General features: G+C 46.3%; 22 protein-coding genes and 1 tRNA gene. 10 read left to right on the top strand and 13 right to left on the bottom strand.

The features are described from left to right. The first annotated feature begins 75 nt into the window (after positions 1 to 75). On the top strand, positions 76 to 1,218 hold the full coding sequence (locus MHM89_RS08195) for an MFS transporter (protein WP_239408573.1): 1,143 nt from the start codon (positions 76 to 78) through the stop codon (positions 1,216 to 1,218). Here the strand turns inward: MHM89_RS08195 and MHM89_RS08190 are convergent. Continuing rightward, complete coding sequence (locus MHM89_RS08190; RefSeq protein WP_045980547.1) at positions 1,164 to 1,697, bottom strand: prolyl-tRNA synthetase associated domain-containing protein; 534 nt, start codon at positions 1,695 to 1,697, stop codon at positions 1,164 to 1,166. The two genes, MHM89_RS08195 and MHM89_RS08190, sit on opposite strands and share 55 nt — an antisense overlap. Continuing rightward, complete coding sequence (locus MHM89_RS08185; RefSeq protein ID WP_053910070.1) at positions 1,697 to 2,089, bottom strand: hypothetical protein; 393 nt, start codon at positions 2,087 to 2,089, stop codon at positions 1,697 to 1,699. The genes MHM89_RS08190 and MHM89_RS08185 overlap by 1 nt, the downstream gene beginning before the upstream one ends. 212 nt (positions 2,090 to 2,301) lie before the next feature. Between MHM89_RS08185 and MHM89_RS08180 the strand changes: the two genes are divergently transcribed. After that, positions 2,302 to 2,377 (top strand) — tRNA-Ala (locus tag MHM89_RS08180). A 454-nt stretch (positions 2,378 to 2,831) separates the two neighbouring features. On the opposite strand, the gene MHM89_RS08175 is transcribed toward MHM89_RS08180, so the two are convergent. From MHM89_RS08175 to MHM89_RS08160, 4 genes are all read right to left on the bottom strand, one after another. Then, positions 2,832 to 4,742 (bottom strand): acyltransferase family protein, encoded by a 1,911-nt coding sequence (locus tag MHM89_RS08175; protein ID WP_239408572.1) that lies wholly within the window; start codon positions 4,740 to 4,742, stop codon positions 2,832 to 2,834. Between the two features lie 223 nt (positions 4,743 to 4,965). Then, positions 4,966 to 5,562: a response regulator transcription factor gene (locus MHM89_RS08170; protein WP_138548560.1), complete on the bottom strand. Its 597-nt coding sequence runs from the start codon at positions 5,560 to 5,562 to the stop codon at positions 4,966 to 4,968. A 10-nt stretch (positions 5,563 to 5,572) separates the two neighbouring features. Next, positions 5,573 to 6,652: a sensor histidine kinase gene (locus MHM89_RS08165; RefSeq protein ID WP_239408571.1), complete on the bottom strand. Its 1,080-nt coding sequence runs from the start codon at positions 6,650 to 6,652 to the stop codon at positions 5,573 to 5,575. Between the two features lie 116 nt (positions 6,653 to 6,768). Next, positions 6,769 to 7,467 (bottom strand): tetratricopeptide repeat protein, encoded by a 699-nt coding sequence (locus tag MHM89_RS08160; protein WP_239408570.1) that lies wholly within the window; start codon positions 7,465 to 7,467, stop codon positions 6,769 to 6,771. 154 nt (positions 7,468 to 7,621) lie between these two features. On the opposite strand from MHM89_RS08160, the gene MHM89_RS08155 reads away from it, so the two are divergent. The 3 genes from MHM89_RS08155 to MHM89_RS08145 all read left to right on the top strand — a co-directional run bounded on the left by MHM89_RS08155 (position 7,622) and on the right by MHM89_RS08145 (position 10,574). Beyond that, positions 7,622 to 8,485: a DMT family transporter gene (locus MHM89_RS08155; RefSeq protein WP_022946043.1), complete on the top strand. Its 864-nt coding sequence runs from the start codon at positions 7,622 to 7,624 to the stop codon at positions 8,483 to 8,485. A gap of 67 nt (positions 8,486 to 8,552) precedes the next feature. Then, complete coding sequence (locus tag MHM89_RS08150) at positions 8,553 to 9,251, top strand: glycerophosphodiester phosphodiesterase family protein (protein ID WP_022946042.1); 699 nt, start codon at positions 8,553 to 8,555, stop codon at positions 9,249 to 9,251. Between the two features lie 102 nt (positions 9,252 to 9,353). Then, entirely contained in the window at positions 9,354 to 10,574 is a 1,221-nt protein-coding gene (locus tag MHM89_RS08145) for a methyl-accepting chemotaxis protein (RefSeq protein WP_022946041.1), read from the top strand. Between the two features lie 57 nt (positions 10,575 to 10,631). On the opposite strand, the gene MHM89_RS08140 is transcribed toward MHM89_RS08145, so the two are convergent. The 3 genes from MHM89_RS08140 to putP are packed head-to-tail and all read right to left on the bottom strand — an operon-like array spanning position 10,632 to position 14,502. Then, on the bottom strand, positions 10,632 to 11,879 hold the full coding sequence (locus MHM89_RS08140; RefSeq protein WP_022946040.1) for a glutamate-5-semialdehyde dehydrogenase: 1,248 nt from the start codon (positions 11,877 to 11,879) through the stop codon (positions 10,632 to 10,634). After that, positions 11,876 to 12,982: a glutamate 5-kinase gene (proB, locus tag MHM89_RS08135; RefSeq protein ID WP_022946039.1), complete on the bottom strand. Its 1,107-nt coding sequence runs from the start codon at positions 12,980 to 12,982 to the stop codon at positions 11,876 to 11,878. The genes MHM89_RS08140 and proB overlap by 4 nt, the downstream gene beginning before the upstream one ends. A gap of 23 nt (positions 12,983 to 13,005) precedes the next feature. Next, positions 13,006 to 14,502 carry a sodium/proline symporter PutP gene (gene putP / locus MHM89_RS08130; RefSeq protein WP_045980355.1) on the bottom strand — a complete coding sequence of 499 codons (1,497 nt, stop codon included), beginning with the start codon at positions 14,500 to 14,502 and terminating at the stop codon, positions 13,006 to 13,008. A 571-nt stretch (positions 14,503 to 15,073) separates the two neighbouring features. Between putP and MHM89_RS08125 the strand changes: the two genes are divergently transcribed. Then, positions 15,074 to 16,927 carry a sodium:proton antiporter gene (locus MHM89_RS08125; protein ID WP_022946037.1) on the top strand — a complete coding sequence of 618 codons (1,854 nt, stop codon included), beginning with the start codon at positions 15,074 to 15,076 and terminating at the stop codon, positions 16,925 to 16,927. A 41-nt stretch (positions 16,928 to 16,968) separates the two neighbouring features. On the opposite strand, the gene rpmG is transcribed toward MHM89_RS08125, so the two are convergent. From rpmG to radC, 3 genes are all read right to left on the bottom strand, one after another. Continuing rightward, the gene (gene rpmG, locus MHM89_RS08120; protein ID WP_022946036.1) at positions 16,969 to 17,124 is read right to left on the bottom strand and encodes a 50S ribosomal protein L33; all 156 of its coding nucleotides are present in this window, start codon (positions 17,122 to 17,124) and stop codon (positions 16,969 to 16,971) included. Between the two features lie 12 nt (positions 17,125 to 17,136). Next, positions 17,137 to 17,373 carry a 50S ribosomal protein L28 gene (gene rpmB / locus MHM89_RS08115; protein WP_022946035.1) on the bottom strand — a complete coding sequence of 79 codons (237 nt, stop codon included), beginning with the start codon at positions 17,371 to 17,373 and terminating at the stop codon, positions 17,137 to 17,139. A 223-nt stretch (positions 17,374 to 17,596) separates the two neighbouring features. Continuing rightward, positions 17,597 to 18,271, bottom strand: a complete 675-nt coding sequence (gene radC, locus MHM89_RS08110; RefSeq protein WP_022946034.1) for a DNA repair protein RadC — start codon at positions 18,269 to 18,271, stop codon at positions 17,597 to 17,599. A 105-nt stretch (positions 18,272 to 18,376) separates the two neighbouring features. On the opposite strand from radC, the gene coaBC reads away from it, so the two are divergent. Both coaBC and slmA read left to right on the top strand, forming a co-directional pair. After that, positions 18,377 to 19,564 (top strand): bifunctional phosphopantothenoylcysteine decarboxylase/phosphopantothenate--cysteine ligase CoaBC, encoded by a 1,188-nt coding sequence (coaBC, locus tag MHM89_RS08105; protein ID WP_239408569.1) that lies wholly within the window; start codon positions 18,377 to 18,379, stop codon positions 19,562 to 19,564. Between the two features lie 94 nt (positions 19,565 to 19,658). Then, on the top strand, positions 19,659 to 20,246 hold the full coding sequence (gene slmA, locus MHM89_RS08100; protein ID WP_022946032.1) for a nucleoid occlusion factor SlmA: 588 nt from the start codon (positions 19,659 to 19,661) through the stop codon (positions 20,244 to 20,246). A gap of 801 nt (positions 20,247 to 21,047) precedes the next feature. Here slmA and zapE read toward each other — a convergent pair. Beyond that, positions 21,048 to 22,154, bottom strand: coding sequence for a cell division protein ZapE (gene zapE, locus MHM89_RS08095; RefSeq protein ID WP_239408568.1), 1,107 nt, complete (start codon positions 22,152 to 22,154; stop codon positions 21,048 to 21,050). Between the two features lie 69 nt (positions 22,155 to 22,223). Between zapE and rsuA the strand changes: the two genes are divergently transcribed. Then, on the top strand, positions 22,224 to 22,925 hold the full coding sequence (gene rsuA, locus MHM89_RS08090) for a 16S rRNA pseudouridine(516) synthase RsuA (protein WP_138508553.1): 702 nt from the start codon (positions 22,224 to 22,226) through the stop codon (positions 22,923 to 22,925). A gap of 127 nt (positions 22,926 to 23,052) precedes the next feature. Continuing rightward, complete coding sequence (locus MHM89_RS08085) at positions 23,053 to 24,684, top strand: methyl-accepting chemotaxis protein (RefSeq protein ID WP_239408567.1); 1,632 nt, start codon at positions 23,053 to 23,055, stop codon at positions 24,682 to 24,684. Positions 24,685 to 24,715: the final 31 nt, after the last annotated feature.

Raw genomic sequence — 24,715 nt, 5'->3', positions numbered from 1 at the left:
AAGCGCAAGCCAAGGTTTGCCCCTGAACTTATGATACACTGATGCTGCAGCTACTCATTTTATGTACTTGGGTTTATGTCTTATTGGTTGTTACTGACCTGCTCGGTCTTTACTTTTTTTATTCTTTACGCCGTACAACCCCTTTTGGCGCTGTTCGCACAGTATTATCAAGTATCCCCAGCCACTGCTGGCTCGCTCATGACCCTGACCATGGCCCCTTTGGCCATTGCTCCTTTACTTTATGGTGTCATTCTCAACCGCCGCAACCTATACCGGGTGCTCCAAGTAGTGATGGTCACGCTCGCCTTAACCAACGCCTTGGTACCACTCACCGAGCAATTTTGGCAGTTGCAAGCGCTGCGATTAATTCAAGGTTTGGCACTGCCCGCCGCACTCACCGCGATGACGGCCAGTATTGCGATACGCTACCAAGGCGCTGAAGTGAGCAAAAAAATGAGTGGTTATATTGGCAGTACCATTGCTGGTGGCTTTTTAGGTCGCGCCTTAGCAGCTGGATTCGCTGAGTATCTCAGCTGGCAAAGCTTTTTTTGGCTTAATTCACTGTTGTTGTTGGCACTCGCTGCATGCATTCGCGCCCATCGGGCGCCCATACGCCAAGCCCATACACCACTGCGGGGTAACCTTAGCGCACTGTTAAATACGCGCATACTTACGCTTTACGCCAGTGTTTTTTGTATGTTTTTCTGTTTTGCAGCGCTGTTGAATTATTTGCCCTTTATTTTGCGCAGTACCTACGCCATGACCAATACCAAAAATATTGGTTTAGTTTATAGCGGTTACCTATTAGGAGCGTTAACGACCTTTGTTACTCCCTATTTGCAAAAACGCTGTGCGAATATTTTCAGTTTATTGGCCACGGTATTTTTAGGCTACAGCGCCACCATTGCGCTGATGTTTTGGCATAGTTTGCCGGTTTTCCTCGTTGCCTTTACCTGTTTTTGTGCATCGATGTTTATTATTCATGCCACCGCGGCTCCGCTAGTAAACCGCCTCAGCAGCGCCAGCGCCAGCCTCACCAATGGAGTGTATGTGTCTTTTTACTACAGCGGCGGCGCACTGGGCTCGTTTGTTCCTGGGTTGTTGTATCAAACCTACGGTGAGCGTGCTTTTTTAGGGTGTTTACTACTTGTGTGTCTATGTGGCTACTTACTCATCGCCGTGCCACAACGTTTGGGGACCGACAAAACCTGCACTTGATGCTGCCAATGCCTGAACAGACGCAGTAAGTCCTGCTTGGCCACCAGCCAAGTATAACGATTGTCAAAAGGATGGCAGTGATAAAGCGTACCAGGTGGAGTGTTCTGCCAAATGGCCTCATCTAGCCATAATTCGACCTGATTTTCAGGGTCATTCATCAATGCCAACATTGATACACACCCGGGGTGTACGCCTAAGTAACGCTGTAACCGCTCATTCGATGCAAAGCCAAGACGCGATACTTGCTGCGCTTTAGAAAGCGCTTTGAGATCCACCTGCGCGTCATGGGCGGTGATCAGTAAAAAATGCCGGCGGCCATAGTTGTCTCGTAAAAATAGATTTTTTAGCCTCACTCCAGGGCGCTCTAAGGCAATGTTGTCGGCCGCTTGTGCCGTGGCTAAGGGCGGGTGAGAGAGCTTCTCACAAGTAATATCCAAAGCCGTAAAAAGCGCCTCCAGCGCTGCAATAGCTCGACTCATTACAGGCACTCACCGCGCAACTGCACACTTAAATCACGCCATAGCACTTGTGTTATTTCATAGTCACCGGGGCAATACTGGCGCTCATCGAGCTCTTTTTTTAGGGCTGCGGCACCTTGATCTTCAAGTTGCAGTTTCAGCACCCGCGATTCTTCGAAGTACTCCTTTTCAGCATAACGTTCAAACTCACGGCGAGTAATGGGTTCATCCGGGTCGAGCATTTCTCTGCGGCTGGCTTTGACGGTAATAACATAGGCGAATATTTTCTGCCCTTGCTCTGTGGTTTTGCCGTAAAACTGCTGTGACTGCACCTCATATTCGGGTTCATCATAAGATGATGAGCAGGCCGTTAAAGCACAATAAAACAAGGCCACCGTGATTAATTTATACATGATAAAGACATTCTTATTATTAACTTTCCCTACTGTATCAAAGCCCCCGTGCTTTGGGGAGCGTATTGTCGCAAAGTGACAGCCCGCACCTTAGTGCGTGCATCTGATAAAGATAATGTTTAGGTTTGCGTGATTTTTTTGATGCGGTACTTGACCTTGAAAGTAAAATTAATAAAATACCAAACGTCTTAACGGACAAGCCACTTTTTAGTGGGGCTATAGCTCAGCTGGGAGAGCGCCTGCCTTGCACGCAGGAGGTCAGCAGTTCGATCCTGCTTAGCTCCACCATTTCCTTTCTTTTTTATTACTTTTATAGTCTGGCATCCAAGCCTATCCCCCGGCTCGGTATCCTTACCTCGCGTTCAAAACTAAAAAAGCAGTACTTTTTTCGAGCGTTTTTCACCCTGCTTAGCTCCACCATTTCCTTTCTTTTTTATTACTTTTATAGTCTGGCATCCAAGCCCATCCCCCGGCTCGGTATCCTTACCTCGCGTTCAAAACTAAAAAAGCAGTACTTTTTTCGAGCGTTTTTCACCCTGCTTAGCTCCACCATTTCCTTTCTTTTTTATTACTCTTATAGTCTGGCATCCAAGCCCATCCCCCGGCTCGGTATCCTTACCTCACGTTCAAAAAAAAGCCACCCAATAAAGATGGATGGCTTGGAAAGCGATTCATTTCTCAATGCATATAAATATCAGTAAAACCCCAGACAAAAACCTAGCGTTTTTGATCGAAAAGCCCTCTAAAGTACGCCATCAGCTAGGAATTTTCCGTAGGCTGCATACGCTCTAGATGTAAGATGGGCATTATCCCAAATAAGAGGCTCTCGCTTTTCATCAAACAAGTGACAAGTTTCCTTCTGATAATCACAGAAGAAGTGCTTCTTATCTATCCACTTGATAGTTCCTTGCTGCTTCACTGCACTTTTAAGCTTGTCACTAATACGCACACGATCCCATCGTTGATACTTATATGTGATTTCTGGCAGTTTCTGAAGATCCATATCAGAGCGCCAAGCTTTTATAGATAAAGATGCTAAGTCAGTAAAAAGAATTGAACCCACCAAAGTAACTTCCTTTTGATAAGAACTCTCAATATATCGCGCCAAATCAAACCCTGCTTGGTATGTACTTTCCTGCCACTTAGCTGTGATAACTACATTTGTAGCTTGTTTTAACAGTTCACCTGCAATTACGTCCTTATTCTTACATTTTATGCCAAGTTCACCTTCCATATCTGCCGCAATGAAGTCAGCCATACACTCGTCGTCTAAATAGATGTAGCGAACTTGCCAGTGACTAGCGATGGTTGACATCGACATATACGCATCATTTCCAAAAGAATCTCCTAGCAGTAGAATTTTAGAACACCCGTCCTCACAGTCGAATGGCTGATCGCTAGGAAAATAACGCTCTCTAAGCTTCAAGATACGAGTACGCTCTAATTCGACATCAACGAGCATTTCCATACCAGCGCTTTCTAGCTTATTTACATAGAAACTTCTGAAGCCATTTGTTTTATGAATCAGCAGACCCACGGAGCTAAACAATAATAAGCATACCGACGAAGTGGCGATCAGCCTAAAAGGCTTAATATTGCGATACTTTCTTATTGGCTTTTCCACATACAAATATGAAGCAATTGATAGCAAAAAAACAGGAAGGATAAGCATCAGCTTATAGTAAATTTTCTCATCAACCAGATTGTCGAAATATATATCAATTGAGGAGAAAAGAGGGTTATGAAATAAGTATAACCCGTAACTTATTAACCCTATTTTAACAAGAACAGTATTACTAAGAATTTTTTTACAGAAATATGTATGACCACTAATAGTAATGAGAATTGCTGACGCGAGCACTGGAACTAGCGTAAAAAGGCTAGGATGTAGAGTTTTTTTATCAAAGAAAAAGAAACTGGCAATTATTATTACTAGACAAGCAATCGCTATAATCTCTAAGTTCTTGCTATTGCGTTTACTATCAAGGTATTTAGAAAACGCATTACAAGACATAAAAAACGCGCAAATTGAACCGGCGATCAACTCCCAGGCTCTCGTATGTATTGAGTAAAATGTTAGGTTAGGTGATGTGACCGCGCCTGAGTGTGCGAAATAAAGACTGAATGAAGCAATTAGAAAAAAGGAAGTAATAATCATACGTCTTGACTTGGATAGCATGATCATCAGTAAGGGGAAAATTAGATAAAACTGCTCTTCAACTGCTAAGCTCCAAGTATGCAATAGCGGAGCGTTATTGTTAAATTGGTTGAAGTAGTCTGTTTCTAAATAAAAGAAATAGTTAGATAGGAAAAAGCTAACTGCAACAATACTTTGCCCCACATCCTTTATCTGCGATGGTATTAAAAAGAAAAAAGCTAGGGGAAGGGTAATTAATATCGTAATAAAAAGAGGAGGAAGAATTCTCTTCGCGCGTCTTTCATAAAAGCTATATAAGGAGAAGCTGCCATTATCCAACTCTCTCATTATTATTGAAGTAATTAAGAAACCACTAATAACAAAAAAAACATCAACACCAATGAAGCCCCCACTAATAGCAGAAACCCCAGCATGATATATAATTACCGACATGACGGAAATAGCCCTCAGGCCATCTATTTCAGGTCTATACTTCAAAACTTCACTTCTATTCAAGAAAATACCAACTGGGAAAGGTAACGTTTTAGAAGTTAATTTTCAACCTATTTAAAAACCGTAAATATTTAAAAAACAACAATTATAAAAGAAAATAAATAACAATTTATAAACATAAAAATAATATCAAGAAGCATCACTCTGAAAGACCACATGATGATTATCGACTATAAAAAAGTACTTTGAAGAAAATGGGGAAAACAATTGGTGTGTACAATTTTTATCACAACCATCCTTTTTGTCTGGCGATACGCGCTGCATCACTGCGATTGGAGGCATTTAACTTACTAATCGCTTCACTGAGATAATTGCGTACCGTGCCTTCGCTTAAATAGAGCTGCGCGGCAATATCACTGGTTTTTAGCCCCTCTTCGGTGAGCTTAAGTGCGGCACTCTCTTTACGACTTAGGGGGTTATTATCCTCCAGCGCTAACAATGCCAACTCTGGGTCGATAACCTTTTGCCCTTGATGGACTTTCTTTAATGCATCGATTAGATAATCACTGGACGCTTCTTTGAGAATAAATCCGCGTACACCCGCATCCAGTGCGCGGCGAATATAACCAGATTTAGAAAATGTTGTCATAATCACGATTTGGATACCTTCATGGGTGACTTGCTCGGCCAGCTCCAAGCCACTCATATTGGGCATTTCGATATCGCTGAGTAGTAAATCAGCCCGTACTTCAGTCAATAATGTGAGCGCTGATTGGCCGTCACTGGCTTCACCAACCACTTTAATAAAAGGGTCTAAATTTAGTAAAGCAACAATGGCATTACGCACTAGCGCCTGATCTTCTATAACAACAACGCGTATCATCGCCGCCCCCTTATTTTAAAAATGTGCATGTTAAACGCACGCCTTGCTCAGTGTTGATATCGAGTTCACCACCTAACTGCTCACAGCGTGTTTGAATGCCCTTAAGTCCGTTGCCAAAAGAGACGTTCGTTTCTTTGCCATTATCGAACATACTCGCTTGCCAATAGCTATCAGTCTCTTTGAACTCAACCCCAAAGTGAGTCGCCTTGCTATGGCGTATAACATTAGTTGCCGCTTCTTTGCAGATAAAGCACAGTGCACTCTCAATCGTACTCGGCAAACGTGGCACCGGCCCAACATGGCATTGAATGTTCTGGCTTTGCAAATTTTTAGTAATGGTTTCTAACACTCCACCTAGGCCCATTTGCTTCATCCCCGCCACCGCCTGGCGCACTTCGCTGAGTAAGTCCCGAGCCAACTGACTTACCTCGTTGATCTCGACGCTGGCTCGCTCACTTTCTTTGGCATCAAGCATTTTTTGCGCGAGCTCTGATTTTAAGGCAATACTTGATAGCGAATGCCCTAGTAAGTCATGGAGATCGCGAGCGATGCGCTCACGCTCAGCCACCGCGCCAATATGCTCAATTTGTTGCTCGCTACGTGCTTTAGCTCGTGCATGCTGACGCTCGCGGCGCTCAAAGACACCAAAAAAGAAAATACCAATACTGACTACCACCGCCGGAAGCAAGTAATAACCGAGCTGCGCCGGGGCAAAGACCACGCCACTTAGGGTCGCGCCCAGTAAAATAATCACTAACGCAGCTTTCCCTTGCCAGCCAATAAAGTGAAAACCACATAAAAACGCGATAAAACCAAATAATGCCTGGCTTCCAGGGGTGATAGCCGTTGCTGCAATACACAGCACCAGCATGGCAATCACACAGGCAACCAGCTTGCTCCCTTTAACCCGAAGAGCGAAGCCATACAGCCCGACAAAAACAATGTAAGCGACGATGGCTAACGCGATCTGTGCCGACGAAAAATAATCGCTCGCCATGATTAAAGGTAAAAAGTAAAAACTTGAGAAAATCAGTGGCATCCAGTTCCAAAAAGGCTTCTGGTTTTGTGCGATAGTGTAGGAGTAAAGCATATAACGGTTTTCCTGTGGCCTTTAACTCATAGAGCGACCATGACGCTGTTGAGCTAGTAAATAACAAGCGGCGGTGGTTATCAATACCACCGCGCTGATGGGCTTGTGCTCATAATTTACTGATTTTTAGCGATGAGCATTTTCGCCCAGCCATAATCAGGGTTCACTTGCAGCGCCTGCTGCCAGTCGGCTAAGGCTTGCTCGCCATGGCCAAGCTCCTTTTGTGTTAGCCCACGCCATGTGTAGGTCTCTGCCTCTCCCCACCCATAGCGAGTGTCCTGTTGCTGAGAGAACAATAACACTGCTTTATTAAAATCACGCAAGGCCTGTTGTTTTGAACCGCCAAACATGGACGGGGTGTTATAAGCACTAACACCTTTTATAAGGTGTACACGCGGACTATTAGGTGCAAGACGTTCTGCTTGGGACAATAACTTACCAGCTTTAGGCCCGTAGTACGCCCCTTTGAGAGGGTTAAAGGTGATTTTGAAGCCATACACTTGGGCTAGCAAAGCTTTGGCCTCGCCTAATTCGGTATCTGACAAAGGCTCAGCGAGAAGTTGCTCTAAGCTCTGCTGCGCCATCTCCAGGCTTTGCTGCGCCGCCTGCTGTTGTGCTTGCAAGTACTGACTCATACTCAAGCGGTAATAGGCCAAGCCTTGCTCGTAACCCTGGGCTGATTGACTATGTAAGCGTAGCTCTTGTATATCTAGAGTGGCTGCTGCTTGCTCAATGTGTTGCACATCGGTTGAGCTGGCAAAGGTCGAGGTGGTCACGGCGCTGGTAAGTGCCAAAGCGATAATGGTTATTTTCATGATGTCTCTCCTGTTGTTTGGACATCTTTATCATTGCTTATTTACCATCCGCTGCGCAGTCACCTTTGTCATCAATAGCAGATGACATTTGTCAGCACCTGCTTTGTTATATAGCTCATGGTATGCTGGCAAAAAAAACAGCCTTTGACGCGCTATGAGCTCTCACAAACAAAGCTTATTCTTTTTGCATACAGCGGTTCTACTGTTTGGTGGCACCGCCTTATTCGCCAAGTTAATTCACCTGCCAGCGTTAGATATCACTGTATATCGCACCGCAATCGCAGCCTTTGCCTTAGTTATCATGCTCGGTGCAATGCGCCAGCCCATCGCTCTAAGAAGCACCAAAGACTATCTAATAGCACTGGCACTCGGTGCCATCGTTGGCGTGCACTGGGTAACCTATTTTGCAGGAATGCAGCTAGCCGGGATCACCATCGGCATTATCGCGTTTTTTAGTTATCCGGTTCTAACCGTTATGATTGAACCGCTTTTTCATCGCGCTTTGCCCAAGCTTAAGGATATGATCAGTGCCATTGCCGTCAGTGTCGGAATTTACTTACTCATACCAGAAGCAACACTGGGAAATGATGTCACTTTGGGCATAGCGACCGGGGTGTTTTCTGCATTATGCTTTGCCCTTCGTAATATTTTGCAGCGCCAGTACTTCAACCACTATGGCGGCCCGCAAACCATGTTTTATCAAACCTTGGTCGCCAGTCTAATGCTATGTGCCTTTGTTGAGGTTCCCCCCATGGCCGTTACGCAGCGTGATATTGCTCTGCTGTTTTTGGTCGCCATTGTATTTACAGCCACTCCCCATGCATTGTTTGCCGCCTCGTTGCGCCAACTCAGTGCAACAACGGCTGGACTCATCTCTTGCTTACAGCCCCTCTATGCCACCATTTTGGCCTTTATTTTATTGCAAGAGCGCCCAGACATCGCCACGCTGATAGGCGGTATGCTGGTTGTCAGTGCTGCATTTTTTGAGACTTGGTCAGTATCTCGACAATCGCGATAAATGCCCTTGATAAATTGATTGCCATCAACAAAGATAGCAATGACCCTGCTAGACGGACTGATAAGAAATGAAAGTATTTGCTCATCGCGGTGCCAGCGGTAACTACCCGGAAAATACGCAAATCGCCATAGAAAGTGCCCTTTCTGTGGGCGTCGATGGTATAGAAGTCGACCTACAAAGCTGCCTTGATGACTATGTCATCATTCATGATACCTGGCTTGATAGAACCACCTCAGGTCAAGGCAAGGTCAATAAAACCCCTTTAGCAGAAATTCAACGTTATGATGCCGGCCAAGGACAGCGCGTGCCGGGGCTGCAAGACATGATCGACTGGATAGGGAATAAGACCTTACTAAACCTAGAACTTAAACACACATTCTCACTCGATAAGCTCGTTGCTACTCTAGAGCACAATGTACAACAGGGTTTATTACAGCGAGAGCAGCTTATTGTCTCTTCTTTTGATCACCATCAACTCGTATGGTTGAAGCAACATCTACCTTGGGTGAAAATTGGGGCGCTGACTTCCTCTATCCCGCTCAACTATGCTGAGTTTGCTCAACGCTTGCATGCGTATAGCTTGCACTTAGACAAAAACTTCGTAAACCACGAGTTTGTCGCCGATGCGAAACAGCGCGGGCTCGAGGTCTATGCTTATACTGTAGATAAGAAAGAAGATATTCTTGATATGCGAGCACTGGGAGTTGATGGCATTTTCACCAATTACCCATGCAATACTAAGATGATTTTAGCGAATGATGCCTAGCTAGGCGCTTACTTCATCGCTAAACACTTGAAAATCTTTTGCTTTATACAATACTGAGCATGTATACATTGACGTCTACTCAGGCAAACGGAGCCCTCATCAATGAGTTGGTTTATGCGCATGTACAATTATATTGAAGAAACATTTTTTTATACGCTAACTCGTAAGATTGTTGGCAACCTTAGCTTTTTGTTTGCTTTACAGTTACTTACTTTAGTTTGGCTGTACCGCGAACTGAGCGCTCAAGAACAAGGTTTGGCGCTGTTTGCGGTGATCTCGCTATTAGTCGTCGGTGGTTTTATTTTTACGGTGTTCTATATGCGCCATTTAATTGTGCGCCCTGTGCAAGCGATGCGCGATACGTTAGAGCAAATCAATCAACAGGATGCCAACTTAAATGCGCGATTACCCCAATTCACGTATGATGAATTTCGTGACTTATCAGAGCAATATAATAAGTTTGTACACCATCTAAGCGCCCTTTTAAATACCACCTATGAAGGTGCAGCCCAAGCTGCTGATAGCAATCAGCAGGTCAATTTATCCATGCAAAACACAGCTGAATTGGGAGCTCGACAATTACAATTTAGTAGTGAGATTGCAGCGAGCACCACGCAAGTCACGCATAGCCTAGAGCAAATCGTCGCCAATACGGATGCAGTGTTCAGCGACAACAGTGAGAACCTCACCTTTGTACGCACTTCATCTGAAGAGCTTAGCCAATTAGTATCGCAAATTCATAAGATCACGCAGCTATTAGGGCGATTTGCCGACACCGTTGCAGGCTTGAAAGAAAACTCAGAGAACATTCGCAGTATTTTGCAAATGGTCGAAGGGTTTGCCGATCAAACTAACCTGCTCGCCCTTAATGCAGCCATTGAAGCTGCTCGCGCCGGTGAAGCAGGCAGAGGCTTTGCTGTCGTTGCTGATGAGGTACGCTCACTGTCACTTAAAGTCAGTGATGCGACCCAGCAAATTAGCGACTTTATTAATAAAATGGGCACCTTGGTAAGCGATACTAACCAAGAGTCAGAGCAACTTATTGAGCACTCTTCAAGTGCTGAACAAGCAATCGGTAACACGGCTTCAGGCTTTAGTGAACTAGTGCAAGACTTTGAGAAAAACCAACAACAATTGCAGGATATTGTCGCAGCAGTGCATGAACTGGAGCAAACCCAGGCCAATACTCAGCAATCGGTGGAGCAAATTAAAACCTTAGGTGAAGACGCAAAAGCGCAAATAGACCAAGCCGCAGAGCAATGCGCGCGCTCAGAGCACCTAACTCGCACCACTCAAAGCGAGCTAGAGCGCTTCGTAAAATAACCTTCAAAGCATAAAAAAGCCCAGCACTAAGCTGGGCTTTTTAAATCTTAGTCGTGATTAGCTACGAATTTGTCCTTCACCATTCACTAAGTATTTTTCTGTGGTCAATGACTCTAGGCCCATAGGCCCGTAAGCGTGCAACTTAGTGGTTGCGATACCGATTTCAGCGCCTAGACCTAGCTGCGAACCATCAGAGAAACGTGAGGAGGCATTTACCATCACGACTGACGCATCAACACTGCGCTGGAACAAGTTGGCAGTTTGCTCGTCTTTGGTACAAATAACTTCGGTGTGGAAGCTACCAAAGCGATCAATATGCGCCACTGCAGCATCAAAGTCAGCAACGATACGTACCGCGATTTCAAGATCAAGGTACTCTTCACCAAATTCATCATCGCCAATGACATTCGCATTGCTGAAGAATTTCGCTGCTTGAGCATCAGCATTAACACGTACACCTTTTGCTTCAAGCTCTTTTGCCGCACGAGCTAAAAACGCCTCTGCCACCTCTTGGTGCACAACTAAGCCCTCTAGCGCGTTACACACACCGGTACGCTGAGTCTTACCGTTTAGCAACAGGTTCATCGCCACATCAAGGTCTGCATCTTTATCAACATACAGGTGACACACCCCTTTAAAGTGCTGAATAACCGGTACGGTACTGTTTTCAGTCACAAAATTAATCAGCCCTTCGCCACCGCGAGGAATAATCAAGTCAATGGTGTCACGCTGCTGCATAAGATCCATCAACAGGCCACGGTCTGGATCAGGGATCACTGAGATAAGCGCCGTCGGCAAGTTGTGTTTCTCAAGCACACTGTGCAGTACACTGGCAATGGCTTTACTTGACGCTAAAGCCTCTTTACCGCCACGCAAAATAACCGCATTACCTGATTTGAAGCACAGTGCGCCAGCATCCGCTGTTACGTTTGGACGGGCTTCATAAATCATGCAAATCACCCCAAGAGGCACTCGCATTTTATTGATTTTGATACCATTGGGGCGCTCACCCAATGAACGCAACTGACCTACTGGGTCATCGAGATCGGCAATGGTTTCAATGCCCACGGCCATATCTTCAATACGCTCATCGGTCAGCGTCAAACGGTCGACCATGGCTGCAGCTAAGTTGTTGTCTCGCGCATTAGCAAGATCTGATTCGTTTTCCGCCTTAATATGCTCTTTATTGGCACGCAGTGCCTCAGCCATTTCTTTAAGTACGTTGTTTTTACTCTCTGTATCAAGCAGAGCAAGCACCTTAGCGGCTTTTGCTGCTTGAGCTGAAATATCCTTAACTAAACTCATGATTTCTCCAATACTGCAATGTCTTCGTCTGAAATAATCGGGCCGATGGAATCTTGTGCTTCATCGCTAAACTCACTGGTTTCATTCTCGGCAATAAAGTTCAGCAAACAGCTACTGTAGTTTGCTCGTGCCTTAGCCAGCTTAGTGCCGTCGTCGCTGCGCACCAAAATAGTGTCGCCAACGGAGAACTCGCCCCGAACCTCGATAATGCCTTGCGGGTTAATCTGCTCGGCGTTTTCATCTAATGGCTCGCTGAAGTCACCTTCAACAATCACCTCACCCTGCTCACTGGCGGTATGTGTACGCCAATGGACTGCCTCTTGCATTGGTTTTTCATACGGCAAGAAGATAGTGCCCGGGTTTTTACCTTCTAACAACAAGTTAAAGGTCTGCTCTTTAAAGCCATTTAGAATAAATGTGGTAATACCATGGGAAGTGGCTTTTTCTGCCGCCTCGATTTTGGTTTTCATGCCGCCGGTGCCTACGGCACTGGTAGCACACCCAGCCATGGCGTAAATAGATTCATCAATTTCACTGATCTCAGGTAACAGTACAGCGTCGGTATGCAAGTTAGGATTCTTGTCATAAAGGCCATCCACATCTGAGAAAATCATTAATGCGTCGGCATCAGCAGCCGCTGCTACCATAGCTGATAAGTTGTCGTTATCACCTACTTTCAAATCATCAGTAGTCACCGTGTCATTTTCGTTGATGACAGGTAGAACACCGTGATCAAGCAAGGTAAAAATGGTGTCGCGTACACTGGTGTAACGCTCACGGTCACGTAAATCACCGTGCGTTAGCAGAATCTGTGCTGATGGGAAATCAAAAAAGCGATCCCATGTTGCCATCATCTCCATTTGCCCAGCGGCTGCCATTGCTTTTTTAAGTGCTACAGAGCGCGGCTTATCCTCTGGGAATAAGTGTGAGCCCGCAGCCACAGAGCCTGATGACACCAAAATAACTTCAATACCTTGGGCGCGGCAACGAACAATAAACTGAGCTATGGTGAGTAAATAGCGTGAACTACAGCCATTTTGCTCGGGTGCAATTAAGGCACTGCCTACTTTGAGTACGATGCGTTGCCATTTAAAATTTTGCATTGCGATTACTTTCCTTACTAGCTTTAGCTAAGTTGCTCAAGTTTTTGCTCAGTTGCATGAAAAGTTTCTTTCACCTCGGCTGAAGGTGCCTGAGAAAGCTTACTCACCACAACGATTGCAAGTGAACTTGCGATAAATCCGGGAACAATTTCGTAAATAACACTGCTTAGCGTGCCCCCGTCACTAAGCACTGGTGCAAATATCCAGAATAAAACAGTTGCTGCGCCGACAACGATTCCGGCGAGCGCGCCTTGATGGGTTATTTTCGACCAACACAGGCTAAATAATACTAATGGGCCAAATGCGGCACCGAAACCAGCCCAGGCATTACTGACCAATGACAAAATGCTATTAGATTTGTCCAGTGCCAGTAAGGTAGCAACGAGTGCCACGGCGAAAACCCCTATCCGGCCGATTTTTACTAAGGTTTTTTGCTCTACCTCAGTTTTTGAAAAAGCACGGTATACGTCCTCGGTCAGCGAGCTTGATGACACCAACAACTGTGATGAGATGGTGCTCATGATCGCCGCCAAAATCGCGGCAAGTAAAAAGCCGCTAATCAGAGGGTGGAACAAAATTTCCGAAAAAATAACGAAAATTGTCTCTGGGTCAGCCACTTGCAAACCAAATTTGTTGGCATAAGCAACCCCAACTAAGCCTGTTCCTAGCGAACCTAAAATGGTGACTGTCATCCAGCTCATACCAATATTACGCGCCGTTTTAATATCTTTTACCGAGCGAATCGCCATAAAGCGCACAATGATATGAGGCTGGCCAAAATAACCTAATCCCCAAGCCAAGCTTGATACTATGCCCAGCAAGGTGATGCTCTGCCAAGATTCGCTAAAACTTGGAATTGATTGCTGCGCAAAATTAAGCATATCGGCACTGCCATTAAACTGCATGTAAGCCACAATCGGCACGAGTATTAATGCCACAAACATAATGCAGCCTTGGACAAAGTCGGTCATGCTCACGGCTAAAAAGCCACCTAATAAAGTGTAGGCCACAACCACCGAAACGGTAATGATTAAGCCAAGGTGGTAGCTTAAACCGAATGCCGATTCAAACAGCTTCCCGCCTGCAACTAACCCTGCCGAGGTATAGAGCGTAAAGAACAAGATGATCACTGCCGCTGAAATCACGCGAATCGGCCCTTTGCTCATATTAAAACGCTTATCGAAGAAGTCCGGTAGCGTCAGTGCATCATCGGCCATTTCTGTGTACACCCGCAGGCGCGGTGCAACTAATAAATAATTGGCCAGTGCACCTAAAACCAAGCCCAGTGCAATCCACACGGTGTCGAAACCAGTTAAGAACATGGCTCCTGGCAAGCCCATTAGCATCCAACCACTCATATCCGATGCTCCTGCAGACAAGGCAGTCACATGAGGGCTCACTTGACGGCCACCTAGAATGTAACCAGAAATATCACTTGTGGAATTGCGATAAGCGAACAAGCCAATGCCAAGCATGGCTAAAAAATACAATGCGAGAGAGAGATATGTATAAAAATGCATTCCTTATCCTGTTTGGCCACCCTAGGTGGACTTTGTTTTGGGCAATAAAAAGCGTCGCGATATAACAACTGGGGCGACGCTAAATTTTGCTTACGGCTTTACCTACCCAACGCTAACAAGCACAGGCATCAAGCTGTTCCAAAACCAATTAAAAGGAAAGCACTAACAGTTGTGGTTTACACTGTGATAACAGCGGTTGCATACGACGAGGCAGGCTAAAAACCACAATTAATTAGCACTCTAATAATTTGTCTACGAACGTTATTATGCGGATTTAGATATAAAAATCAAGGTCAAAACTTAGCCATAGCCAGTATTCATGCTATTTATAGCGCATTGAAATAGTCCCTAAGCGCGTAAAAATGCACTCTAGCGATGAATACATAAAATTTTGACCTATTATGAATTTTTAGTGATCTAAGGCTCTTCTTTACTTAAAAAGTAATCAGCTTCGCTATATCACACGTTAAAAGGTGGGTAGTTATGCGTGTTTGACTGATGCAGCAAAACGTTGTCATCACGCTCTGCTTATCTCATACTGAGTTTTCATGGACAGATAATAAGGGTCTTTATGTCAGCAATTTATATTGCAGGAATTGCTTTATGTAGTGTTATTGCGCAATGGCTCGCCTGGGCCTTCCGTGTTCCCGCTATTTTATTTCTTTTACTCACTGGCTTATTACTTGGGCCAACCACCTCGTTACTCGAGCCCGACGAACTCCTTGGCGACTTACTGTTTCCAGTGGTGTCCTTATCGGTGGCGATTATTCTTTTTGAGGGCGCGCTCACGCTCCACTTTAGGGAGCTAAAGGGCATTGGTAAGGTGGTGCGCAACCTGTGCTCCATAGGCATGCTCATAACCTGTCTGGTAGTCAGCTTAAGTGCTTATTGGTTGCTTGAGCTCGATTGGCGTGTCGCAGCAGTGCTAGGCGCAGTATTGGTCGTTACCGGGCCCACGGTTATCGCGCCCCTACTTAACGCCATGCGCCCCACTCAAGACATTGACCGAGTACTACGCTGGGAAGGCATTGTGATTGACCCCATCGGTGCGCTCTTCGCTGTGTTAGTGTTCGAGGCGGTGATGTTAGTGGGGCAAAGCGATGTGTTTAGTCACACCTTAGGGGCATTGGTCACCACGCTGAGTGTGGGCTTTTCGCTCGGTGCTGCCGCAGGATGGTTAACAACGCAATTGATTCGTCGCGAATGGCTCCCTTATGAGCTGCATAAGTTTGGTATTCTTGCGCTAGTGCTTATCAGCTTTACCGTCTCGAATCATCTCAGTCATGAGTCTGGGCTGCTAGCGGTGACGGTATTCGGTATTTGGCTTGCGAACCAAGACGATTTGGAAATTGACTCGGTGCTTGAATTTAAAGAAGACCTGTCGATGATTCTTATCTCCAGCTTGTTTATTTTGCTGGCAGCACGCCTCAAGCTTGAAGATTTACTGGCTCTGGATGCACAAGTCTTTATCTTTTTAGCCATTGTGCTGTTTGTCGCTCGACCACTGAATATTTTAATTTCTACTTATGGCAGTGACTTGCCCGTCAAATCACGGCTGATACTGGCATGGATTGCGCCTCGCGGTATTGTTGCCGCCGCTGTCGGCTCGGTGTTTGCGCTCAGTATGGCCGATGCCGGTATTGTGGATGCCAATAAAATGGTGCCCTTAATCTTCACGGTGATAATTGTCACTGTGGTTTTAAATAGCCTCACCGCCATCCCATTAGCAAAAATGCTCGGGGTCCGCCAACCTGCTCCCTCGACCTTACTCATCATTGGTGCGAACCACGTTGCCAGAGCTATAGCCTGTGGTCTAAAAGAGCAAGATATCGATGTGCACCTCTCCGATCCGGCATGGGAAAACTGTAAAATGGCCCGTATGGATGGTTTGCCCTGCTATTATGGTAATCCGCAATCGGAACATGCGGAGCGGTATCTGCCACTAACAAGCATCAGTAAGGTGTTGGCACTGTCACCTAACCGCCATCACAACGCATTAGGGGTGCAATACTTTAGCCACTTATTTAGCGAAAACCGAGTATTCTCACTCAAATCATCACAAAACCACGCGAAAGCCAATAAAGACAGTGCTACTTTCCTCTCTCGACAAATTCTATTTGGCGAGAATGGTTCTTATGCCAAGCTCAGTAGCCTGATAGCCAAAGGCGGTAAGGTCAGTGCGACTCGATTAAGTGATGAATTTGACTGGCAACAATATCAAGAAGTAAATAGCGAAGCGATTCCGCTGTTTATTATTGGTAACGAAAAAGTGGTTCGCATTATTACCGCGCAAATGGAGAATCCACCAGCCAGTGGTGAGAAGGTTGTTGCTCTGCAGCCACCAAAAATGTCGATGGTGAAAGATGCACAGCAAAACCCACCGACCAAGAACCCGCAATTACAGCCAACAAAAAACCCGACATAAAGTCGGGTTTTCAAATTTGGAAGCGTACGCTTAAAATCAGATTACTTGATTTTTGCTTCTTTGAAAATCACGTGCTTACGAGCTTTAGGGTCGTATTTTTTGATTTCCATTTTTTCAGGCATGTTACGCTTGTTTTTGTCGGTAGTGTAGAAAAAACCAGTACCGGCAGTTGAAACTAGACGAATCTTATCGCGCATGACTCAGGCTCCTTAAACTTTTTCGCCGCGAGCACGGATATCAGTCAGTACCGCGTCGATGCCTTTTTTGTCGATGATACGCATACCTTTAGTAGTAGTGCGTAGTGATACAAAGCGTTTTTCGCTTTCAACCCAAAAACGGTGAGTTTGTAGGTTAGGTAGGAAACGACGCTTAGTCGCGTTGCGCGCGTGTGAGCGGTGGTTACCTACCACTGGGCGCTTACCTGTAACTTGACAGACTTTAGACATGTCTATTTATCTCCAATAACTTCGCTCGAGCTTAATTTTCCCTTACGGCCTTTTTGTATACTGCCCCGGGATAAATCGAAGGGCGCTCTTTATACAGCATAGACAGGCAAAGATCAAGAAACCTGATCTCAGAATCAGCTCATATGTAAATTTGATAGCGGCTAATTATAAAGATCAACGCAGCAAAGGGAAAGCAAAAACTGCATTTAAATTGCACAAATAGCTACAGTAGGCCACGCTCGGCAAAAGAGACCGCGTGGCAACCGCCTATCACTAAATGATCGAGCACACGAATATCCACCAAACCAAGAGCTTGTATTAGCTTGCGGGTAATGACTTCATCGGCCTGGCTCGGCTCGGCGATACCGCTGGGATGATTATGCGCAAAAATAACGGCAGCGGCATTATGCTTGAGTGCTGCTTTGACCACTTCTCTGGGGTATACCGACGCTGCATCTATGGTGCCTTGAAACAACGTTTCTGTGCTTATTAAACGGTGTTGGGCATCAACAAACAACACTAAAAAGACTTCCCGTTGCAGCCCTTTTAATTCTAACTTGAGATAATCTTGCACCGCTTGTGGTGAGTCAAAGCTGAGCGCTCGTTCCAAACTTGTTTGTAAATATCGCCGCGCCAACTCAATTGCCGCCTGCAATTGCGTATACTTAGCGGTGCCCATACCTTTAAAACGGCAGAAATGGTCATGTTCAGCAGCCAACAAAGTATGCAGCCCTTGGCTTTGGCTGAGTATCTGTTGGGCTAGGTCAATAGCATTGCAACCGGCAATGCCCGTTCTAAAAAAGATAGCGAGTAATTCGGCATCACTCAGTGCCCCGGCACCCTGAGTAAGTAATTTCTCCCTAGGCCGTTGCTGGGCTGGCAAGTCAGTGAGTCGCATGGGCATTCCTTGGCTTTTGCGCTTATGAACCTTCCTCAACTATAGTGCAATAGCGGCACATCTGGTATCTTCTAAGCTGTCACACAAGCGATATTGTCTATTGTTATGCAAAATAAAAAGGTGGTCCTTGGGATCAGTGGCGGCATCGCCGCATACAAATGTGCAGAGCTAACCCGACGGCTGAAAGAACGCGGTTGTGAGGTCAAAGTGGTTATGACCGACAGCGCTAAGCATTTTATCACCCCGCTCACGATGCAAGCGGTATCAGGAGAAATTGTTTCTGATTCACTGCTCGATCCTCAGGCCGAAGCAGCGATGGGCCATATTGAGTTTGCCAAATGGGCCGACTTGATTCTCGTTGCCCCAGCTACTGCCAATATCATTGCCAAAATGGCGGCTGGTATTGCCGATGACCTACTCACTACTTTATTGCTGGCCACCCCAGCTAAAGTTGCTATCGCTCCCGCCATGAACCAGCAAATGTATGCTCATGCGGCAACGCAAGCGAACTTAGCCACCTTAGCACAGCGAGACATTGCCATTTGGGGCCCAGGTGCGGGCGAGCAAGCCTGTGGTGACGTAGGAGCCGGGCGTATGCTCGAGCCCAACGAGCTTGTTGAGTTAGTGTGTGCCCCTACAGTACAGCCATTATTAGCGGGGAAAACCCTCACCATCACCGCTGGCCCCACCCGTGAAGCGCTCGACCCAGTGCGTTACATTTCTAACCACAGCTCAGGTAAAATGGGCTATGCCTTAGCCGCTGCAGGGGTGGCAATGGGAGCAACAGTGAATCTGATTTCCGGCCCGGTTAATTTACCAACGCCTGTCGGAGTCACGCGCATTGATGTACAAAGCGCACAACAAATGCACCAACAAGCACTCGCTTTGGCACCAAGCTCCGATATTTTTATTGGCTGCGCTGCCGTGGCCGATTATCGTGCTGCTGATATCGCCAAGCAGAAAATGAAAAAGCAAGGCGATGAACTCACCCTCACACTAGTGAAAAACCCGGATATTATTGCTGATGTTGCTGCGCTGCCTGAGAATAGGCCGTTTACTGTTGGTTTTGCTGCGGAAACACAAGATGTCGCCGCCTATGCACAGGGTAAATTAAAGAATAAAAAGCTAGATATGATTTGCGCTAATGATGTTTCGGTACAAGGGCAAGGGTTTAACAGCGATAATAATGCCCTGACCTTATTTAGTCATGACAGCACACAAAGCATTGCGCTTATGAAAAAAGATAAGTTAGCACTTACTGTCATCGAAGCAATTGCCACAAAGTTAGTGTAAAGGTCGCAAAAGACTGGAAAGGGACCTCACAAAGCATTAATATGGCGTTCATAATAAAGGTCAGTGACCACCAAAGTTGTTAAAAAGGAACGCCATGGCTGCCTCACGTCGCACTAACCGTAAAGAGCAGATTTTACAATCACTCGCGCAAATGCTGGAAACTAGTCCCGGTCAGCGTATCACTACCGCCAAATTGGCCGCCGAAGTAGGCGTTTCAGAAGCAGCTCTCTATCGCCACTTTCCTAGCAAAGCGCGTATGTTCGAGGGATTAATTGAGTTTATTGAAGACACCTTGCTGTCTCGCATTAACTTAATCTTAGAGAACGAGAAAGAAACGCAAAGCCGTGTCTACAACATTTTGATGCTACTGCTAGCGTTTGCAGAAAAGAACCCTGGGATTACTCGAATTCTCACTGGTGATGCACTGCAAGGCGAAAACGAACGATTACGTGAACGCATTCAGAGTCTATTTGAAAAGCTAGAAACCCAGTTCAAACAGGTTTTACGTGAACGTAAATTGCGTGAGGGTAAGGCCTTTGCAAGTGACGAGGGAACCTTAGCAAACCTTTTCCTAGCGTTTGTTGAAGGGAAAATGAACCAGTTTGTACGCTCTAATTTCACGATTAAACCCAGTGGCCAATTTGATAAGCAGTGGCAAGAGCTACAGAAAATTTGGTTGTAGATCAGGCTTTAGCCTGACAACCGAAATCAATCTAACACCCGCGCAAGGCGAAAAGCCTTGCCTACAACAACCAATTACACACCCGTTGTAGGTCGGGCTTTAGCCTGACACTCAAAATCAACCTAACACCCGCGCAAGGCTAAAAGCCTTGCCTACAACAACCAATTACACACCCGTTGTAGGTCGGGCTTTAGCCTGACACTCAAAATCAACCTAACACCCGCGCAAGGCTAAAAGCCTTGCCTACAACAACCAACTACACACCCGTTGTGGGTCGGGCTTTAGCCTGACAATCGACATCAATCTAACAGCTGAGCAAGGCTAAAAGCCTTGCCTACAACAAACTACACACCCGTTGTAGGTCAGGCTTTAGCCTGACAATGGAAATCGACCTAATACCTGAGCAAGGCTAAAAGCCTTGCCTACAACAAACTACACACCCGTTGTAGGTCAGGCTTTAGCCTGACAATGGAAACCGGCCTCACACCTGCGCAAGGCAAAAAGCCTTGCCTACACCAACCAACTACACACCCGTTGTAGGTCAGGCTTTAGCCTGACAATCGACATCAACCTAATACCTGTGCAAGGCAAGAAGCCTTGCCTACAAAAACTAAACTACACACTGGTTGTAGGTAGGGCTTTAGCCTGACAATCGACATCAGCCTAACGCCTGCGCAAGGCTAAAAGCCTTGCCTACAACAAACTACACACCCGTTGTGGGTCAGGCTTTAGCCTGACAATGTAAACCGGGCTCACACCCGCGCAAGGCTAAAAGCCTTGCCTACATCATTAATGGCTTGGTCAAGACCAACGTTGCATTTCAATTAAGCGCGACTGGGTACGCGCAAACTCAAAAGCTAAACGCTCTCCTTGATAAAGTGACTCCAGCTCCACCTCTGCAGTGATAACTAGCAACTTATGGTTGTCATAAAATTCATCAACCAAAGCAATAAAGCGCCGCGCTTCATCGTCATACTGAGCCTGGCGCTGTGGGACCTGATCGCGGATGTAACCATCTTCTGTGCCTTGGGCTACATGTGCGCTGTGCATCGCGACTCCCATAGCTGGGACTTTGTCCACATAAAGCACCTGCAGTTGCTGGGCCAGCTCCATATAATCTGCACTGGCACGGCCATCACCACACAAGGCAAAGAAATCAATCATGGCCGCATCGCTGGCATAGGCCATAAAATGCATGCTTCGTCGGTTTATCTCTCGTATGCAAGGCTCAACAGATCGGCGTTGTTGCTGCTTAAACAGCCCATTCAACACGTCTGGGCCATAAGCGAGATAGTAACGAAAGCCAGCAAACCCTTGCAGCCGGTAATCTTGCTCACCGCTGACATCACAGACATGGCAATGCGCCTCGAGTAAGGCGATGGTAGGTTCAAAGCGCGCTCGCTGTAACCCATTGCGATACAACTGTTGCGGATGGCAATTACTGGTTGCTACCAAGACCATACCTTGGGCAAACAAAGCCTCGAATAGCCTAGCCATAATCATGGCGTCACCGATATCGCTTACGAAAAACTCATCAAAACACAGCACATCGGTACTTCTGGCATACTCCTTTGCCAACTGACGCATAGGATTCTTCACCCCCTGCAACTGCCCCAAACGTTGATGTACAAAAGCCATAAAGTGATGAAAGTGTAAACGTTGCTTTTTATCACTATTGAGATGCTGGAAGAATAAGTCCATCAGCATTGATTTGCCCCGCCCTACCGGGCCATATAAATATACCCCGGTCGTGACTTTAGGGCGACGCCAAAAGCACTGAGACGATGAACGCTGCTCAAGTTCCTGCGCTAAACGCGCAAGCTCCTCGACCGCCCGTTGTTGCGCATCATCAACTGCAAGTATTTGCGCATCAATTTGCTGTTGGTACTGTGAGAGGATTTTATTCACGGTGGCTGTTTTCGCTGAGACGCATAAGCTATACTCGCGCCATTGTAGCGAAATTAAAGCCTCGACCCAATGAAGTTTCCTTGCCGTTTAGATAAGTTCATTAGCCACGTTACCCAGTTACCACGTACCAAAACCAAGGCCGTGATCAAAGCCAAGCGGGTATGTGTAGGTGGTGAGATGACCACACAGCAAAACACCGCTATTGATGAAAACACCGTGGTTACTCTAGACGGTGAACAGTTACATTATTTGGGCAAGCGCTACTTTATGCTTAATAAGCCCGAAGGCTATGTATGTGCTAATAGTGACGATTTACATGCTACGGTGCTCGATTTAATGGATGAGCCCAACTTGCAGGAATTGCATGTTGCTGGGCGTTTGGATATCGATACCACTGGCCTTGTGCTGCTGAGTAATGATGGTCAGTGGACACATCAAATAACTAGCCCAAAAAAGCAAAAATACAAAACTTATGTGGTGGAGTTAGGGCAACCTATTAGCGAACACGCGGCGCATGAACTTGAACAAGGGGTGCAGCTACATGGCGAACGTGAACTCACTCGCCCAGCCAAAGTTGAGGTATTAGCCCCCTATCAAATTCGGTTGCATATTGTTGAGGGTAAATACCATCAGGTGAAGCGCATGCTAGCCGCCGTTGGCAACGAAGTGGTCGCACTGCACCGAGAGGCCATAGCCGGTGTTACTCTTGATGACGCGCTTGCCCCAGGGGAGTACCGAGCATTAAGCGAAGATGAAGTAAACCTTTGTTGAGCGTACCTACCAAACATACACTCAAAAAAAATTCAACAGAAAAAAGTCTGTTTTTGCGGCTTTTGCCTTAAAAAGCCGCTGAAAAAGTGATAAGTGTAACAAACCGCTTATCGACTTGGAGCTTGCTGTGTTCGCAACGTTCTCTTTACGTAGCAAAATTATTGCTTTTGCTGTCACCCTATTTATTGCCCTTATTGCCGTCGCTTTGCTAGGTTTGCAAGCCTTGCGTCATGCCAGTGAAAACGACAATATTGCCCGTATTAATCAACTGATGAAAAGCACCGTCAATGTGGTTGAGGAGCTCGAAACCTTAGCGGCTCAGGGTGAGCTTAGTGACGCGCAAGCACAAGCTTACGCCAGCACCATATTACAAAATAATACTTACCATGATTCTGAGTATGTGTATGTAGTCAGCAGCGGTCTCAACTTTGTTGCCGCACCGCATGATCCGCAATTGCACGGTACCAGCTTTAATGACTTCAAAGATGCCCAAGGCAACAGCATTGGTGCCATGGTGGAGCGCTTAGTTGGTAGCAAAACGGGTAAGATCATCACCTACCACTGGACTTCTGAGCGCGATGGTGAAGTCGTTGATTTAACCTCAGTTGTACAAAAAACGCCTCGTTGGGGTTGGTATATTGGTACCGGCATCAGTTACAAAGAAGTCGATCAGCGTTACTGGAGCACCGCCAGCTGGTTACTCGGTTTATCGCTTATCATCGCGGTATTACTCACCCTCGCCTTAGCTAAGTTTGGTTTAGCACTGACCAATGCCTTAGGCGCTGAATTAAGCTCAGTAAAAGATATCGTAACGCAAGTATCACGCGGGCGTTTGAACAATACTATCGCCCATCAAGAGCACAACAAAGATAGCATTATTGGTAGCATGGCCTACATGCAACAAGGATTGCAGGGAGTGGTAACAGGCATAAAAGAAGTCGCAGACACCTTGCAGCAGCAAAGCGTGGACTCAGACAAACGCTCGGTTGAGCTGGAGCGCTTAACGCAATCATTACAGCAAGACACTGCCATTGTGGCCTCAGCGATTACCCAGCTCACCGCCTCAGCGCAAAGTGTGGTCGACCTGGCCGAGCAATCAGCTTATGCCGTTGGCGAAGCAGAGCAGCAAGGCCAAGCTGCTAACGCGTTAACAGAGGAGGCTGTTGACACCATTTCCCTTTTAGAGAAACAAATTGACAGCGCTGGTAATAATATTCAGCTACTCGATGACGAAGTCAATAATATCGCCAATGTGCTCGGGGTTATTCAAGGTATTGCCGAACAAACAAACCTACTGGCGCTGAATGCGGCCATTGAAGCTGCTCGCGCGGGCGAGCAAGGCCGAGGTTTTGCAGTGGTCGCGGATGAAGTTAGGCAACTCGCGCAGCGCACCCAAAGTAGCACCGAAGAAATCCACAGCATGATCACTAATCTACAAAGTGCTACCAGCGAGGCTAAACAGTCGGTACAAATGAGCATTGAGACCAGTGAACAAACCGTGAGTAAATCGCAACGAGTGCGCACCGAGTTAGTGCATATCGCCCAGTCGTTGAGTACCCTAGCCGGTATGAGCCAAGAAATAGCCAGTGCCGCGAGAGAGCAGCTCGGGGCAGGTGAAGATACTGCAAATCGCGTGGTGGTGATCTCTGATACCGCCACGAACACAGCGCAGGTATCAAAACAGGCGCATGTGGCCAGCGAAAGCATGCGTGCACTCACTGAGCAATTAGAGCAACAAACGCAAAAATTTGAAACCTAAAACCTTGCACCTCGAAGGGCTGATGTTCTCG

It is taken from the genome of Pseudoalteromonas sp. CNC9-20, assembly GCF_022347875.1.
Lineage (GTDB): Bacteria > Pseudomonadota > Gammaproteobacteria > Enterobacterales > Alteromonadaceae > Pseudoalteromonas > Pseudoalteromonas ruthenica.
The sequence above is the reverse complement of the archived record's forward strand: the minus strand, read 5'-3'. Positions and strand labels throughout refer to the sequence as shown.

Excerpts from the sequence above, each read along its gene's own strand:
- slmA (WP_022946032.1), top strand. The coding sequence starts at position 19,659 with ATGGCTGCCTCACGTCGCACTAACCGTAAAGAGCAGATTTTACAATCA.
- MHM89_RS08170 (WP_138548560.1), bottom strand. The coding sequence starts at position 5,562 with ATGATACGCGTTGTTGTTATAGAAGATCAGGCGCTAGTGCGTAATGCC.
- MHM89_RS08185 (WP_053910070.1), bottom strand. The coding sequence starts at position 2,089 with ATGTATAAATTAATCACGGTGGCCTTGTTTTATTGTGCTTTAACGGCC.
- MHM89_RS08195 (WP_239408573.1), top strand. The coding sequence starts at position 76 with ATGTCTTATTGGTTGTTACTGACCTGCTCGGTCTTTACTTTTTTTATT.
- putP (WP_045980355.1), bottom strand. The coding sequence starts at position 14,502 with ATGCATTTTTATACATATCTCTCTCTCGCATTGTATTTTTTAGCCATG.
- MHM89_RS08190 (WP_045980547.1), bottom strand. The coding sequence starts at position 1,697 with ATGAGTCGAGCTATTGCAGCGCTGGAGGCGCTTTTTACGGCTTTGGAT.
- rsuA (WP_138508553.1), top strand. The coding sequence starts at position 22,224 with ATGAAGTTTCCTTGCCGTTTAGATAAGTTCATTAGCCACGTTACCCAG.
- rpmG (WP_022946036.1), bottom strand. The coding sequence starts at position 17,124 with ATGCGCGATAAGATTCGTCTAGTTTCAACTGCCGGTACTGGTTTTTTC.
- MHM89_RS08160 (WP_239408570.1), bottom strand. The coding sequence starts at position 7,467 with ATGAAAATAACCATTATCGCTTTGGCACTTACCAGCGCCGTGACCACC.
- MHM89_RS08155 (WP_022946043.1), top strand. The coding sequence starts at position 7,622 with ATGAGCTCTCACAAACAAAGCTTATTCTTTTTGCATACAGCGGTTCTA.
- MHM89_RS08150 (WP_022946042.1), top strand. The coding sequence starts at position 8,553 with ATGAAAGTATTTGCTCATCGCGGTGCCAGCGGTAACTACCCGGAAAAT.
- MHM89_RS08145 (WP_022946041.1), top strand. The coding sequence starts at position 9,354 with ATGAGTTGGTTTATGCGCATGTACAATTATATTGAAGAAACATTTTTT.
- radC (WP_022946034.1), bottom strand. The coding sequence starts at position 18,271 with ATGCGACTCACTGACTTGCCAGCCCAGCAACGGCCTAGGGAGAAATTA.
- MHM89_RS08165 (WP_239408571.1), bottom strand. The coding sequence starts at position 6,652 with ATGCTTTACTCCTACACTATCGCACAAAACCAGAAGCCTTTTTGGAAC.
- proB (WP_022946039.1), bottom strand. The coding sequence starts at position 12,982 with ATGCAAAATTTTAAATGGCAACGCATCGTACTCAAAGTAGGCAGTGCC.
- MHM89_RS08125 (WP_022946037.1), top strand. The coding sequence starts at position 15,074 with ATGTCAGCAATTTATATTGCAGGAATTGCTTTATGTAGTGTTATTGCG.
- rpmB (WP_022946035.1), bottom strand. The coding sequence starts at position 17,373 with ATGTCTAAAGTCTGTCAAGTTACAGGTAAGCGCCCAGTGGTAGGTAAC.
- MHM89_RS08140 (WP_022946040.1), bottom strand. The coding sequence starts at position 11,879 with ATGAGTTTAGTTAAGGATATTTCAGCTCAAGCAGCAAAAGCCGCTAAG.
- coaBC (WP_239408569.1), top strand. The coding sequence starts at position 18,377 with ATGCAAAATAAAAAGGTGGTCCTTGGGATCAGTGGCGGCATCGCCGCA.